Origin of the sequence: Anaerobacillus alkaliphilus (genome assembly GCF_004116265.1) — a bacterium.
GTDB classification, from domain to species: Bacteria; Bacillota; Bacilli; order Bacillales; family Anaerobacillaceae; genus Anaerobacillus; species Anaerobacillus alkaliphilus.
The window spans coordinates 95,440-109,319 of record NZ_QOUX01000045.1 but is presented as its reverse complement, the minus strand read 5'-3'; the positions used below and the strand labels follow the sequence as shown (position 1 = coordinate 109,319).

At 34.8% G+C, this 13,880-nt stretch carries 21 protein-coding genes, 1 tRNA gene and 1 pseudogene; 7 read left to right on the top strand and 16 right to left on the bottom strand.

The features are described 5' to 3' along the window. Positions 1-44: 44 nt before the first annotated feature. The 7 genes from DS745_RS14720 to comGC are packed head-to-tail and all read right to left on the bottom strand — an operon-like array spanning position 45 to position 2,681. Positions 45-233, bottom strand: coding sequence for a YqzE family protein (locus DS745_RS14720; RefSeq protein WP_129078994.1), 189 nt, complete (start codon positions 231-233; stop codon positions 45-47). A 53-nt stretch (positions 234-286) separates the two neighbouring features. Continuing rightward, on the bottom strand, positions 287-790 hold the full coding sequence (locus DS745_RS14715) for a shikimate kinase (RefSeq protein WP_277750926.1): 504 nt from the start codon (positions 788-790) through the stop codon (positions 287-289). Between the two features lies 1 nt (position 791). Beyond that, on the bottom strand, positions 792-1,172 hold the full coding sequence (gene comGG / locus DS745_RS14710; protein ID WP_129078993.1) for a competence type IV pilus minor pilin ComGG: 381 nt from the start codon (positions 1,170-1,172) through the stop codon (positions 792-794). After that, the gene (locus tag DS745_RS14705) at positions 1,165-1,599 is read right to left on the bottom strand and encodes a competence type IV pilus minor pilin ComGF (protein WP_129079099.1); all 435 of its coding nucleotides are present in this window, start codon (positions 1,597-1,599) and stop codon (positions 1,165-1,167) included. Before DS745_RS14705 ends, comGG begins: the two co-directional genes overlap by 8 nt. Further along, on the bottom strand, positions 1,596-1,931 hold the full coding sequence (locus tag DS745_RS14700) for a type II secretion system protein (RefSeq protein WP_161568274.1): 336 nt from the start codon (positions 1,929-1,931) through the stop codon (positions 1,596-1,598). Before DS745_RS14700 ends, DS745_RS14705 begins: the two co-directional genes overlap by 4 nt. After that, on the bottom strand, positions 1,918-2,361 hold the full coding sequence (gene comGD / locus DS745_RS14695) for a competence type IV pilus minor pilin ComGD (RefSeq protein ID WP_129078991.1): 444 nt from the start codon (positions 2,359-2,361) through the stop codon (positions 1,918-1,920). The genes DS745_RS14700 and comGD overlap by 14 nt, the downstream gene beginning before the upstream one ends. A 5-nt stretch (positions 2,362-2,366) precedes the next feature. Continuing rightward, positions 2,367-2,681, bottom strand: coding sequence for a competence type IV pilus major pilin ComGC (gene comGC / locus DS745_RS14690; protein ID WP_129078990.1), 315 nt, complete (start codon positions 2,679-2,681; stop codon positions 2,367-2,369). A 256-nt stretch (positions 2,682-2,937) separates the two neighbouring features. On the opposite strand from comGC, the gene DS745_RS14685 reads away from it, so the two are divergent. Beyond that, the gene (locus DS745_RS14685; protein WP_129078989.1) at positions 2,938-3,294 is read left to right on the top strand and encodes a DUF2500 domain-containing protein; all 357 of its coding nucleotides are present in this window, start codon (positions 2,938-2,940) and stop codon (positions 3,292-3,294) included. A 44-nt stretch (positions 3,295-3,338) separates the two neighbouring features. Here the strand turns inward: DS745_RS14685 and DS745_RS14680 are convergent, their stop codons facing one another. Continuing rightward, positions 3,339-3,668: a DUF2325 domain-containing protein gene (locus tag DS745_RS14680; protein WP_129078988.1), complete on the bottom strand. Its 330-nt coding sequence runs from the start codon at positions 3,666-3,668 to the stop codon at positions 3,339-3,341. Between the two features lie 166 nt (positions 3,669-3,834). Here DS745_RS14680 and DS745_RS14675 point away from each other — a divergent pair, with 166 nt between their 5' ends. Further along, positions 3,835-4,914, top strand: a complete 1,080-nt coding sequence (locus DS745_RS14675) for a polysaccharide deacetylase family protein (protein WP_241657835.1) — start codon at positions 3,835-3,837, stop codon at positions 4,912-4,914. A 41-nt stretch (positions 4,915-4,955) separates the two neighbouring features. Here DS745_RS14675 and comGB read toward each other — a convergent pair whose 3' ends face one another. Beyond that, the gene (gene comGB, locus DS745_RS14670; protein WP_161568273.1) at positions 4,956-5,990 is read right to left on the bottom strand and encodes a competence type IV pilus assembly protein ComGB; all 1,035 of its coding nucleotides are present in this window, start codon (positions 5,988-5,990) and stop codon (positions 4,956-4,958) included. After that, positions 5,990-7,030: a competence type IV pilus ATPase ComGA gene (gene comGA, locus DS745_RS14665; protein WP_129078985.1), complete on the bottom strand. Its 1,041-nt coding sequence runs from the start codon at positions 7,028-7,030 to the stop codon at positions 5,990-5,992. Before comGA ends, comGB begins: the two co-directional genes overlap by 1 nt. Positions 7,031-7,168: 138 nt before the next feature. Here comGA and DS745_RS14660 point away from each other — a divergent pair. The 3 genes from DS745_RS14660 to DS745_RS14650 all read left to right on the top strand — a co-directional run bounded on the left by DS745_RS14660 (position 7,169) and on the right by DS745_RS14650 (position 8,533). Then, positions 7,169-7,243: transfer RNA gene (locus tag DS745_RS14660), tRNA-Gln, on the top strand. A 216-nt stretch (positions 7,244-7,459) separates the two neighbouring features. After that, a complete protein-coding gene (locus DS745_RS14655) occupies positions 7,460-8,167 on the top strand; it encodes a helix-turn-helix transcriptional regulator (RefSeq protein ID WP_129078984.1) in 708 nt (235 codons plus the stop codon). A 120-nt stretch (positions 8,168-8,287) separates the two neighbouring features. After that, entirely contained in the window at positions 8,288-8,533 is a 246-nt protein-coding gene (locus tag DS745_RS14650; protein WP_129078983.1) for a DUF2626 domain-containing protein, read from the top strand. A 249-nt stretch (positions 8,534-8,782) separates the two neighbouring features. On the opposite strand, the gene DS745_RS14645 is transcribed toward DS745_RS14650, so the two are convergent. The 3 genes from DS745_RS14645 to DS745_RS14635 form a co-directional block, all read right to left on the bottom strand. Then, positions 8,783-9,904 carry a class I SAM-dependent methyltransferase gene (locus DS745_RS14645; protein ID WP_241657834.1) on the bottom strand — a complete coding sequence of 374 codons (1,122 nt, stop codon included), beginning with the start codon at positions 9,902-9,904 and terminating at the stop codon, positions 8,783-8,785. Positions 9,905-10,322: 418 nt separating this feature from the next. Beyond that, entirely contained in the window at positions 10,323-10,532 is a 210-nt protein-coding gene (ccoS, locus tag DS745_RS14640; RefSeq protein WP_206662934.1) for a cbb3-type cytochrome oxidase assembly protein CcoS, read from the bottom strand. A gap of 58 nt (positions 10,533-10,590) precedes the next feature. Next, positions 10,591-11,229: an MBL fold metallo-hydrolase gene (locus DS745_RS14635; protein ID WP_129078981.1), complete on the bottom strand. Its 639-nt coding sequence runs from the start codon at positions 11,227-11,229 to the stop codon at positions 10,591-10,593. 85 nt (positions 11,230-11,314) lie between these two features. Between DS745_RS14635 and DS745_RS14630 the strand changes: the two genes are divergently transcribed. Continuing rightward, positions 11,315-11,791, top strand: coding sequence for a hypothetical protein (locus DS745_RS14630; protein WP_129078980.1), 477 nt, complete (start codon positions 11,315-11,317; stop codon positions 11,789-11,791). 133 nt (positions 11,792-11,924) lie between these two features. Next, positions 11,925-12,095 (top strand): DUF2759 domain-containing protein, encoded by a 171-nt coding sequence (locus tag DS745_RS14625; RefSeq protein WP_129078979.1) that lies wholly within the window; start codon positions 11,925-11,927, stop codon positions 12,093-12,095. 30 nt (positions 12,096-12,125) lie between these two features. Here DS745_RS14625 and DS745_RS25195 read toward each other — a convergent pair whose 3' ends face one another. The 3 genes and pseudogenes from DS745_RS25195 to DS745_RS14615 all read right to left on the bottom strand — a co-directional run bounded on the left by DS745_RS25195 (position 12,126) and on the right by DS745_RS14615 (position 13,790). Further along, positions 12,126-12,440, bottom strand: a complete 315-nt coding sequence (locus tag DS745_RS25195) for an MTH1187 family thiamine-binding protein (protein WP_241657840.1) — start codon at positions 12,438-12,440, stop codon at positions 12,126-12,128. Positions 12,441-12,512: 72 nt separating this feature from the next. Further along, positions 12,513-13,175 (bottom strand): annotated as a pseudogene (locus tag DS745_RS25190) (DUF1385 domain-containing protein); the annotation flags it as partial. Positions 13,176-13,205: 30 nt separating this feature from the next. Further along, entirely contained in the window at positions 13,206-13,790 is a 585-nt protein-coding gene (locus tag DS745_RS14615) for a hypothetical protein (RefSeq protein ID WP_129078978.1), read from the bottom strand. Positions 13,791-13,880 lie beyond the last annotated feature (90 nt).

Here is a 13,880-nt window from a genome sequence, read left to right as displayed (position 1 = left end):
CCAAAACTGACTCAACTTGAACAAGTTGAGTCAGTTTTAGTTTATTATGAATTTTTCTTCTTCGTTTGAAATAGTTGCGAAAGAGCAAATGGAATTAAACCAAACCAACGATAAGCAAAAGGATCTTTACTTGCTTTTCGCTCTTCTTTCATTGCCTTCCGTTTCTCACTAGGTGTATCTACATAACTAACAAATTGTTGGGTTACATATTTTACATAGTCATTTGTTTTCATTACAAAATCACCAGCTTAGTTTTTACACTTATTATTACCAATGTTAATGACTGTTATTCTAAACAAGTGATGATTTCATTAACTATTTCATCAAGGGGTTTCTTTGTTGTTTCAATCGTAAAATCAGCTTCCCGGTAAAATGGGAGTCTTGCTTCAAAACGTTTTTTATTGGCAGCAAAATCCGCTTTAAATAATGGTCTGCTTTGATCTGTTGCCAACCTACGAGTTGTTTCCTCAATATCACAATAAAGAAAAATCACTATGCCATACTCTTTCATTAACTGACGGTTCTCAGGTCGAAGAACAATCCCCCCACCAGTTGTGATGATTTTTTGAGTTTGGCCGCACAAACTTTGAAGTGCATTTGTTTCATAATCACGGAATATATTTTCTCCATCCTCTTGAAAAATTGCCTTAATGCTCTTATCAAAGCTTTCTTCAATATAGCTGTCTGTGTCAATGACCGGAATATTTAATTGCCTAGAAAGTAATTGGCCAACAGTTGTTTTCCCAGCCCCCATAAATCCTGTTAAAAAAATGTGTTCTTTGTTACCCACCTTATCTCTCCTTTAACCACGGCAGAACAGTCTCATTCTGTATATTATAATAGAATGTAGTTTGTTTTGATCGATTTTGATACGTTTTACTTACTACTTGAACAGATTTTACTGTACTTACTTCTTTTTTGACAACGAACGTTATTTCTCCTTCTTCATAAAAAAGTATTCCCGAATAAACATCCCGACTATCTGATTTTAACATCTTTGAGACATCGACAATTCCTTTTTGTAATAAGCGTTCAGCTGTAAAAAGTTCTGCTTCTTCTTTGATGAGCTCCTTTTCGATCATATACTGACTAATTTGAAAGGTTAAAAAAGATAGTAATAAAAATAGGATCATAAGGGTAGTTGGCAAGATAAAGCCTCGATTATTATCCATCTTTCATTGTCTCTAAAGGAAGACGATGAGTAATTCTATTCTGATGAGTCTGATTGTAGATGTCTGTTATAAGCACGTCAATCCCGTTTTTCCATTTCGTAAACTTAATAGTTGATATATTTTGTAAAACTATCTCTTGTCCCTTATGATTTACTTGCCGCCTTACTCGGTTTTGGAAATAAGCGTATGTAACTTCCTCTTCGTTGTTTTGTTGAAGATACAAGATATTATTAGCAACTTGGATAGTAGACGACAGCTGCACGTCTAATGTTAATTGTTGAAAGAATAAGCTTGTTTCCATGTGGTGTAAAAGCTTCGGCTCAAAACGAATGACTTTTATAGCTTGTGGGAGAAATGAAGTAAGTAAGATTAGAATTGAAAAGGCGATCAGAACTTCTACTAACGTAAAACCATTTTTATGTTTCATTTCTTAGCGGATGCACACCTCTCGTACAATCGTTGATTTCTTCCTTGCCAAGTAACACAGACTTTTAAATCTGGCCCCGAATCAGCAAATGTGTAGGATACACGATACATTGTTTCTAAGTCATTGATTTCTTCCTCATACAAAAAATCACCATCATAAGTCCACTCTGTTAACATCTTTTCAAGGATGTTAATCCCTTGTTTTTCTTGCAGAATTGCCATTCTTTCCTCATATACTTGGTTTAGTGCTGGCAGAATTGCCATGGAGGTAAGTGATAAGATCATTAATGACGTCATGACCTCAATTAGCGAAAATCCTTTAGAATTGTTCAATGTAAAATCTTCCCCTTCCCATGAGCAAGACCAACCGATATCGGTAATCACCTAGGGAAAATGTTAAGCTACCTGACTTTCGGGGACTCCCGTTAGAAAGGAAATGAATGTCGTTAAGTGCTAACGTCCCCTGGAAAAACCTAGTATCAATATGAGGAAAGTCTCTCTGAATAATTGCTCTTCCATTTTGAATAACTCTATACTCTTTGGTGCCGTTATAGAAGATCACTGTTGTCAGTGTTTGCTTACTGATAGCCATTTGTTGTGCGTAATATAAATCTTGCTGCAGTTGGTATAAAAACTGATTACGAATGCCTGCATCATAAGTGGATTTCATATTGATAATAGAGATTGAAGAGACAACGGCGATGATGAACAATACGAGGGACATTTCAAGTAAGGTGTGGCCTTTTTCATTCTTGATTAACATTAGGATTAGGGTTTCACTACTACTTTATTATCTGAGGTTAACATAAGCACTGTTTTATCGGGACAAACGATTGTTTCAACGTATTTAGGAGATAGATCACCTAAGTCCTTTGGATACATTTTATTCTCGACATAATAAGCCCCAACCTGTGCTTGCAATAACTGTATTGTAGCATCACAACCCCGTGCATTGGCAACATTATTATTATTTGACATATTTGGAATAGCAATTAGAAGGAGAATCGAAATGATCATAAGGACTATCATCATTTCAATTAATGTAAACGCCATTTCATTTTTGACATATTTAAGTGATTTCATTTTTACACCTCAATAAGTTTTTATTGAGACTGTTTCATTGTGGGTTATTAAGGTAGGTTTGATTAGGGGAAACACTGGAAGCTCTGGGAAGTTTGTCACCTCCATCTTTCTTTAAGGTAAGAGGAATTTGTTCTTCATGAGTAAGATTTGACAAAGTTCAACAGAATTCCTGCCTTATATTTACTAACTTCTTTACTAAATTGTGAAATTTCTCTATCCTAGTTTAAGTAAACCCAATTGATTAGGAGGCTCCTATATGATCGATCCATCCTTTTTTGAGAGTAGCATTTTTCCTATCTTGCTTCTCATTGTCGTTGCAGTAATAGTATTTAAAATCTATAAGGGTGTTATGGATTGGAGGCGGAATAACAAACAACCAATCCTTACAGTAAACAGTAAAGTTATTTCTCTACGAACAAAGAAAACTAGATCCGTGCACAATCTTAGGGATAACAACCCTGTTCCCACTGATTACTATGCAACCTTTGTAATAGATCCTTCTAAAAATGTTGAATTTCAAATCACAGGAAAAGAATTTAACCAACTAGCAGAAGGTGATGTTGGTAAGTTAACATTTCAAGGAACACGATACCATAGCTTTGAAAGGCTCTAAAAAGTAAGCTGAGATTTTCCCCTCAGCTTACTTTTTATTTATATTTAATGTTTCATCGTTGTTTGTTTGCATTCATTATGTACAGGACATAGAATTTCGCATTTAGATAGAGCTTGGTAAATTGAACACCATGAACGTTTGGCATAATAAACGGGAACTGACTGGTCTTGGGCTTTTTTCTTAAGTGCTTTTGCTAGATTATGATTTATATAATCTGTTAAGACAAGAATCGAATCTACATTTTCAGGTATTTCTCTTTTTACCATCTGTACTTTTCTCCCACATAAATGTGTTACTTCTGAAATGCCTAGTTCCTCCAATTTTTGTGGAATTGTCCCCAAGTGATCAGCACCAACTATTAATAAAGATCTCATTTATTTGTCTCTCCCATCGCTCTTCTATTCGTTAATTAGATTATAAATGATAATGATTATCAATGTCAAATATTTTTTTTCTATATGTAATGACCGATGTATTACTCATATCTTTCTAAAATTAGGAAACAATACAAAATAATAAAAAAAAGAAATGAGAGTTTTAATGAATAAACAATTTACTATCCTTGTTGTCGGTTTTTTAATTTGCTTGCTACTACCTTTAAACTCTAGCTTTGCAGACGAGTCTGCTATACCTGAGGCTGAAATAATCGTTGATGGAAGGCCACAAAAAACTAAATACCTAATGAGAAGCGGTCATATATTAGTCCCTGCATTTTTTTTAAAGCATACTGGAGTGAATGTGAATCGTAACCAACAGTACCGATCAGTGGTATTTTCATTTGAAGAAAATCTTTATGCCTTACCTATAAATAAAAATTTTTCCGATGATTATCTTGGAAAAGTGAAAAAATGGGTTAGATTTCCTTTGGTTACAAATACAGTTGAAATAGATGGGGATGTATACGTACCCCTAGTTGATCTCGCAAAAAAATTTGGAATGATCGTAACCTATAACCCTAAACTTAGAAGAACGGAGATTACAACAAATATTCGTTCCGCTAAGAGCTCAATTAGAAGAGGCAATCCAGAACGGAAGTTTGTGGCACTAACATTTGATGATGGACCTGATCCACATTACACACCACAAATTTTAGATATATTAAAGGAAAAAAATGTTCGTGCCACATTTTTTGTTATGGGCAAGCAAGTTGAGAACTACCCCAATATTATGAAGAGAATATTTAATGAAGGTCATGCATTTGGTAACCATACATGGAATCATCCTAGTTTTCCCCGAGTAATGACTGAACAAATTATTGAAGAAATTAATTCGACACAAACAGTGATCGATCGAACGATAGGTCGTAGATCGGATTTATTTAGGCCACCATATGGTGCGATTACGAAAGCTGACGCCTTATTGCTAGAGAAAATGGGAATGAGAACAATTATGTGGACAGTTGATACGTTGGATTGGAGTGGTTTATCAGGGGACGATATACTTTCGATCGTCCATCGTGATATCTCTCCAGGAGGAATTATTTTACAGCACAATTTCGAACCACATCGAGAGGACGCTAGACTCTTGGATGGGACTGTTGAAGCGTTACCCCGAATCATTGATGAACTTCGAGCAAAAGGCTACCGATTTGTAACCATTCACACGTTATTAGCAAATTAATAATAGTGTCCGCATTCGAACAGCGGACACTATTATTTTAGCTAGAGGCCCTTAATAAGAGAAAACACCGGTAGCAATATCGCTGCGAACATTACGAGTACGATAAGACCAATGAACAGGAACAAAATTGGTTGAACGATCATTAGTAATTTTTTTAATTTGTTATCTAATTCTATGAAAAGCCAATCACTATAATGTGACAACTCCTCATCAAGACGGCTATTCGTTTGACCATGTTCAATAATATATCCCAAACCATCAAGGTAAAGAGTTTCATTTATAATGACATTTTGTAATTGTTCACCTGCTTCTAATCTTTCAATTAACCTTTCTGCTTGTTCACTTATATACCCTAGACCTTCAACCTTTTTAAAAATCATAAGTGAATCATAAATGGAAATTCCGTTTTTAATTAAATAGCTAAGGTTAGTAGAAAACATGTATGTAATAACGATTTGATAATAACTTCCAAACAGTGGGAGTGAAGAGTAAAACTTTGCTTTTCGTCTTATAGTTTTCTTACGAAATGAAATGAGATAGTAGAAAGCAAAAGAAGCTAGGACAATCAAAATAAAGGGGATAAGTAAAGGAGAGTTTTTAATGAAGTGCAGAAACATTTTCGTTATGAATGGTAATTCGACATTCATTGTAGAAAAAAGCTGTAAAAATTGCGGAAATAAATACTGGTACATGACAACCATAAATAGACTTAACATCCACATTAGGAATAGTGGATATTTTAATAACTTTTGTAGTTTTTCTTTGAGCTCTTCGCTCTTTTTTAATAAATTTCCGCCATCGATTAATCCACTTGGTAAGTTACCATAGTGTTCAGCCAGATACACAAAGCCAATAATGTGTTGTGGTAAACTCAAAACCTCCAATGCTTTACTTATAGTAACTCCTCTGTGAAGATTGTCTAAAAGCTCTCTAAGTAACGGCTTCTGGTTTTCCTTTTGGTACTTACTAAAAAAATTTACACCCTCGGTAATCGTATAACCCTGCTCTAACAGAGTCCCTATTCTAATCAAAAACTCAGCCTTTTGGTGGGTATCCCAGCTATGTTTCAATTTCATTAACATAGCCACCTTTCATATTCCATTATATCAACATACCCTAAAGCAATACTTTTTCTTATCACTCTAGGAAGAGTTTCAAAATTCAGTGGGATGTCTTTATGATCTAGCGCCATTTCTAACATACTTCCAGATAGGATTTCGTAAGCAGCTAATCTTTTATTTTGATTAAAGCAACAATAATTAGAGCAGTGCTGATTGCAGAGGGGACATTTTAAAGTCAGAAGTCGCTGAGAAACTACACCTATAATTGTCTCTTTCAAATCTATTTTAGCACATCCAAATTCTCTCAGCCTTGAGATACTGCCCACACAATTAGTTGCATGAATGGTACTTATGACTAAGTGTCCCGTCATAGCTGCTCGAATGGCTATTTGTGCAGTTCTCTCATCACGAATTTCACCTATCATAATGATATCAGGATCATGGCGTAGTGTAGCTTTCAGAGCTTCTACATATGTTACCCCCGCTTTTTCATTTATTTCTACTTGTATAAAGGCATCATTTCTTTTTTCAATTGGATCTTCAATGGTGATAATTCTCCTACCTCTTAGCATCTCATCCGATAGTAAGGAGTAAATAGTTGTTGTTTTACCTGAACCCGTTGGTCCAGAGACAAGTAACAAACCGTGTGCTTTTTTCATCAATAATCGTAAATGATCTGTCTGATTGGGAAAAAGTGAAAGTTGATTTAGGGTGGTAATTTCACTTTGAGGTAAAACTCGAATGGCTAAACTTTCATGAGGAGTAGTTGGTAAAGTAGATAAACGTAAGTTAGTCTCATGCTGCTTGACTTGTATCTTTAACGAACCATTTTGAGGTCTCCTTCGCTCACCAATATCCATTTTAGACCGGAATTTAAAATGAGAGATAAGTTTTTCTGCTTCACTGTTTTTCAACTTTTCGTAACTTACTAAACGATTGTTAATTTTGAATTGGACGGCTGAATAGCTGTTAGCGGGGACAATATGGATGTCTGAAGCTTTTTGCTGAACGGCCCTCAAAACAATTTCATCGCTCTTTCGTTCAATGCTAGACATGTTGGCACCTTCCTTATAAAGTTACTCGGGGAATTATGGGGAATTTCAAAATAACAATTCGACATTAACTTTACTTTTTCCTCTTTTTTATGAATAATATCTTGTAATTTACCTATACTAACAAATGTAATCAGTTGATGGGATATAGCCAAGTGGTAAGGCACCGGACTTTGACTCCGTCATTCGAAGGTTCGAATCCTTCTATCCCAGCCATTGCAATTATTATATTTCTAAAAAGTCCATGGATGCGCTCCATGGATCTTTTTATCGTTTCAGAAATTGCAAGCAAAATTTATAGTTTTTTTGTTTTTTCTAATCAAAATGTTCAAAAAAAATTCAAATAAATTTCTAACTTTAACCACATAATTAAATTGTAAATGCTTTTAATTATAATATAATGAGGGAAAGACTCACGGGGAGTGAATATAGATGGAACAACAAACATTAAAGATTACAGGTGTTCTTTCAGATCCAACAAGATTCTCTATATACCAATATGTAACAAAGCAACATCGTGATGTGACAGTGCAAGAGATTGCAGATGCATTTGAGATACACGCAAACGTAGCAAGACTTCACTTAACAAAACTAGAAGACGTTAATATGTTAATTTCTGAAACAAAGAAAACAGGAAAAGGTGGAAGACCGAGCAGGTTTTATCGTGTTTCCGATGAGGTTATTAGTCTTCAGTTTCCATTTCGAGATTTCCAAAAGTTATCAGAAATTGCGATAGATACACTACTGAGCTTAGGTCCTGTTGGTGAAAAAGCATTAATGGAGACGGGTAGAAAATTTGGTTATGAAACTTCTCGAACGTATTCACAATACCTAGATTTAAACCTAAAAGCACTTTCAAATGAAGAACGTCTAACTCATATTAAAACTGTTGCACTTCAACAAGGCTTAAATCCTGAACTGCACTATGATAAAAATACTCATGAAGTGAACTTTAGAGTTTATAACTGTACATTTAAAGAGTTAGTTCCTGACCGTATTCCCATTTGTAAAATGCATCAAGCCTTAATAAACGGATTCTTTGACTACTTCTTTGGAGAAATTAACTTAGATAAAACTAACGCAATGTCAGATAGTCATCAATATAGTTTCTGTGCATATCGAACGTTAATCCTACCTTAACATTTACAACTCGTTTTCCTATGTATATAATATATTTGATATTATCTTCTCATACACATTTAAATAATGACTAAATTGTTTAAATGTGTATATCCTATACATAATAAAGGGGGGAATAACGTGGAGCGCATGTATCGTGTTTTAAGCTTCTGGACAGGTATTTTTGCAGTTTTATTTATGATTGGTGATATGCATAGTACGGCAATACTTTTCTTCGGAATTACTGGAGCATTTCTAGCATTAAGTTACTTAAATCTTTCAGAACGTATGTACTTATACATTTTTGGTGCTTTCCTAACACTATTTTTTGTTGGATTTACGTATTATGCTACGTTCTTAATGGTACCAGGAATTGGCGGACACTAAGAAGACGATCAAAAGGCGACTTGACTAAGTCGCCTTTTTTTATTCTTACTTTTAAATTGGCTGTTTTCGCAAAGTTTGTTGCTTTCGTAAAAATCCCAAAAGCCGGATTTTTACACAAGTTACTAAGAATTTACTACTAATTTAGTAAGTACGCTCTTTTCTTACATAATTTATTGGGTGATATATTCATCTAGCTATTTTCCCGATTATTTTAGGATAAGAATGCCACAATGTTTACGAAAAGAGCCTTTAAATTTTATACGGATCCTCATGAAGAAACTTATAAGACTTTCCATGTTCAATCTTTTTACCGTGAAGAAAAACCTGAAAAGCTGCACTCATTCCAGTATCACTAATTAGCGATTGTATCGCTCGGTTCCGTTTACTTCTTTCGGAGAATGGATTAGGATCATAGTTTTCCTGCAAAAACTTCAGCATGCCAATCATCAGTAAAAAGCGGTTTTGTTTTACTTCACAAATTTTTTCGAAACCCATTTTTGTTACAATTTCTTCATAGGCATCTAAATGAATATGTGTAGTTAAATCCATTTCACCAGGATGTTCAAGTGGATTTTTAATCATCTGATGTTTATAGTAACCACGGAGACTACCATCGTATCTTTGCGGAAACGTCCATTCTTCTTTTGTATAACCATAATCAATTGTTAGTAAAAAACCTTTCTCGAGAAAATGATTTACACTATCTAACCATGAATTCATGTAGATTGGTACCTCGATTCGCTGCTTGTCAGCTAACTTTGGCCCATATTCAATTAACCATTCTTCTAGTTTTTCACTACATTTTTCTCTTTTTTCAATTAAGTTCCCCGTATCATCCACAGCCACAAACACTTCAAACAAGTTATTTCCAGCTTTTTCAACTACATGGACTGGAAATGCATCGAGTAGCTCATTTGAGAAAATGATGCCCTCAAATTTTTTTCCAGCATGGTCTTTAAATTCTTCTAAACTAGCAAATTGATAAAATCTGTTGTCACCGATTAGCTTTCGTTGTTCATTTCGATGGTAAGGGCTAGTTTCAATAATCACATACTCTAGTGATTGATCACTAATACTATCCCACTCATCAAGAACAGCTTTGGCAAAACGGCCATCTCCACCACCAAACTCACAAATTTTTGCTGGTAGAGACTCTTTCTCAAGTAAGTCTATGAAAAAATGAGCAAACGCACGTCCGAAAACTTCATGAACACCACTACTGGTATAAAAGTCTCCGTCTTTGCCTAATTTCTTTTGATCCTTCATGTAATAACCTATACTAGTATCATATAAAACAAGATTTATATACTCTGCATATGTGATCATTTTCTTTTCTGTGCTTTGAATTGTAGCAATAACGTACTCTTTCAAAATGATCTCCCCCATCCTAAAAAATATAATTAACACTGTTGACATGTTGTTTATATGGTTATATAATAAATTTGTAAGTTAGCAATGATCTTCGGGAGTTCCCCCTCCCCTCAAAAGTTCATTTATGATAACTAAGATTAACTCCCCATTTGAGGTTGACTCCCGTAGAGTCAACCTCCTTTTTTACATAAAATTCCAACGTAAAAATTGTCTAGCTCCAGGCGCCATCTGCTCCTGCGGTTACTCGTCGCAAAGATCCGAGAGGTAATTCAAAGATGTTCTTGGCTCGAGGTCAAATAACCTGACCAAGGAAAAAGTGACTTTCCTTTTTCCCTTAATTAAAGTGAAAGTGCAAACTTTTATCGGTCAGAACATTTGCTTGTCGCCGATAGGCGGGCGCCTTGCGCTTTTCTTATCATCAGTCATAAAACTCTAACTCTTCCTCTTCCTCAACTAACATTCTGTACTTAATTCCCTCAACATCATCGAACTGACCACTATTCTTTGCACCGATGAAAATAAACGAGGCTGCACCAGACAAACTAAGCATAACAATGATTAAAATCCAAGCATTCATAGAGAGACCGAACAACCCTTGAAATACTAAAAAAGTAGAAACACTATTCAAACGAAACCCTCCTTGTTTTTCATAGTGTTCCACAATTTTCCTATATTATGTTACTTACTTACATCCCAGATAAAAAAGGATTTGAGTCCATTTCAATTCCTATTCTTGTTAATGAACCATGACCGCTAGCAACAACCGTATTTTCAGGTAACTCCATTAACTTAGAATTTATGCTCTTCATTAGTACTTCATAGCTGCCGCCAGGTAAGTCCGTTCTTCCAATTCCTCCAGCAAATAATGCATCACCTGAAAAAACAACACCTAACTTCTGAAAGTAGTAAGAAACACTACCTGGAGAATGGCCAGGCGTTTCGAGTACTTCTAATACATATGATCCAATTTCTAATTGACCTTCTTCTTTAATTAGGTAATCTGCATCCTTCGCCTTGATTGCATTTACTCCCATAAATAAAGCAGAGCCATTCTTTTTAGGATCAGATAACCAACCACTTTCTTTCTTATGTATATAAACAGGAATTTCCCATTTTTCTCGAACCTCATCAACTGCTCCGATGTGATCAAAATGGGCATGAGTCAAGAGGATGGCAAGAGGTTTTAACCCTTCAGACTTTATCCAATTGTTTAACTTTGCTCCTTCACCACCTGGATCAAAGATAATAGCTTCTTTATTGTCCTCATTATATAAAACATATGCATTTGTTTGTAGCGGTCCTAGCGGGATTTGTTCCCATTTCATTAAAATCTTCTCCTTTACATCTATATTGTCTTTATTTTACACTTAAATAAACAAGCTTTCAAAAATATCAGCTAATGGAGGATATATGGACAAATACACTGGTGTTGAACTCGTGAACGAAACGAAAGAAATTATTGCTGAGTATCCTGAAGTTAAAGACTACTTAACAAAACATCCATTAGATTATTACCAGTATGGAATTGTTGTAAAGACGAATGAAGAAAAACATGAATTAATCAACTTGTTACAAACGCTGGATTTATTTGAAACATCCTTTGCTATTTATATGCTAGAAAACGCAACGACAAAAAGTACATTTCTCGATTTTGGTTTTATCTCAAATGAAAAAAAATATTTTCTATATGGAGATTTAGTTATTCCTTTTACAACTTCAGGAAATAATGAGAAAGATGTACTTGCTGCTTTAGAACAAATGGATGAACATTTAGTCGGTGTTGATACTTGTACGAATAAAACCTACTATTTTGTAGAACGTTATCACCAAGAGCTAATTCAAGGAGTAGCAGACGCCTACAAAATTATTGTAACATTTTATCCATAAACATGTTTTCAGTCTCAATATTATAAAGTATCACTCGACAAACAGTTTGAAAACAATTAAAATAATATAGTGTACTTAATAATAGCAAAATAATAACAATACATTACATAGTTAGTTAAGGAGGTTTTGCAGGATGGTTCTAGGTATTATTACACTATTAGTAGCTATTCTAAGTGGTTTGGGCATTCTTCGTGAATTCCGTCGCAAAAACCTTTTTGGAGCAGCATTTGCATTCCTTTCGTTTGCTGTATTCGGATGGTTTTCTGTTATGACAATTTTATCTTCTTTCACAGGAAGCGTTTAGAAAAAAGAGGCCAATCGGCCTCTTTTTTCTTTATTCTTCTTTGTGTAACTTTTCTTCGACACTCTGGATTTTTGTTGCCATCGTCTGAATTTTGTCACGACGGTCATCAATACGGATGTTCGTAGCAACCCTTTGGATACCTTTAGAAAAGGGAACCTCATGTATTGCTTGTATCACTTCAAATAAAATAGGTAGCTCACCTTCAATGATCGTGCTCATAGGTGTAAGCTGATAATTGATTTGATCTTGATACCTTTCTAACACTTTATGAATTTCTACTACATGCTGACTAACACTAGGTCCATCTGTTCCTATTGGAATAATTGTAATATCAACGATTGCCATTCTCTTTTCCTCCTTAGGTTGTATTCTTTCTCTTAATTCACTTGGAAACTCTTTTAATGCTAACCTTCGATATGATCTAATTGCCGTTCGAATATGAAAATCATCTGGTTCCGTCGTTGTAACCTTTTCTTGAAGATAGTAAGAAACGTTTAAGACATAACCTCGAATAAATCGAAGCCACTTATGATTAAGTTTTTTATTTAGTAAGGGAGTAATTAGCAACGCTCCATAGGAAGCAAGGGCAATAGCGTCGTAAAACGATAAGTATAGGGAAGCCAAGAGCGTCAGGGTGATTACTAAGCTAAAATAAACGACAACTATGTTTGTTGAACAGTAGCGGTTAGTTATTTTCGCTTGTTTGATTTCATGAGCACGATACATCGCTTTTACCCCAGAAAAACTAAACACCTTATGTTCAGCACCATGATACTTACGCAACTCCTTAGGAAAGATGAAATGGGTACCAAATATATAGTAAAAGATAGAATAATATGGAAGACCATTCCACCCTAATCCTCCAAATGTTACTAGGACCTTTGGTAGAAAGATCGCTAAAAAAAATATCATTGATAACAATTTAAACCAAAGTGGCATTGCAACGATAACTTGCTTACTTGCTTGTAATAATGATTTACTATCAATAGGCTTGACCCATTCAACAATTTTTCCTTGCTCGTTATAAGCACATGAAATATGCGTCTTACCCATAAAGAAAATTCCATTTTGGTATGACATTCCTTTAATCAATAAGATGTTCACGCCCCTTTAAAATTGAATTAATCGATTGATTACCCAATATTTATTAGTTAGGATATCTGAAAGACCAGTTTCTAACGAGTATAGACTATTAAAAGCAATCAGCTCATGATCAAGCCATGTATGTACATATGAAAGCGAAGCCATATATTGCTCATTACTATCTAACCGAGCTACAACTGTTACTTCTCCTCGATTTCCGTAACTCTCGTGATCAATAATTTCATTTGGAAACGAAAATACAATGCCTTTCTCATTTACTTCACCCTCTATGGTTTGTAATACCTGATTTCCTTTAAGAAGATTTAATTCGGTTGAATAAATGTTGTCTGGTAAAAGAGTAGCTCCTGCTTTATCTTGAAATGCTATGGTTATATAATCGTTACCAACTAGCCCGTCTACTGGCATTTGTGTCCAGTCCCATTTTCCAATGATAGTGACTGTATCGCCTTCTCGATTTGCCTCAAATGAAACTACGATATCTTTTTGTAACGATTCATTTGTGGTGGCATCAATATTATTAATATAGTGATAGCCAAAGTAAAACAATAGGGCCATTACTCCTACCGGTAAGAAAAATACAAATTTGTTCACTGTTTCTATCTCCTCATTTCTCTCTTAATAACAGATACTTTACTACTAGAATAGCATGTATAAGGAAAAAAGTGAAAAAGGGATTATTTC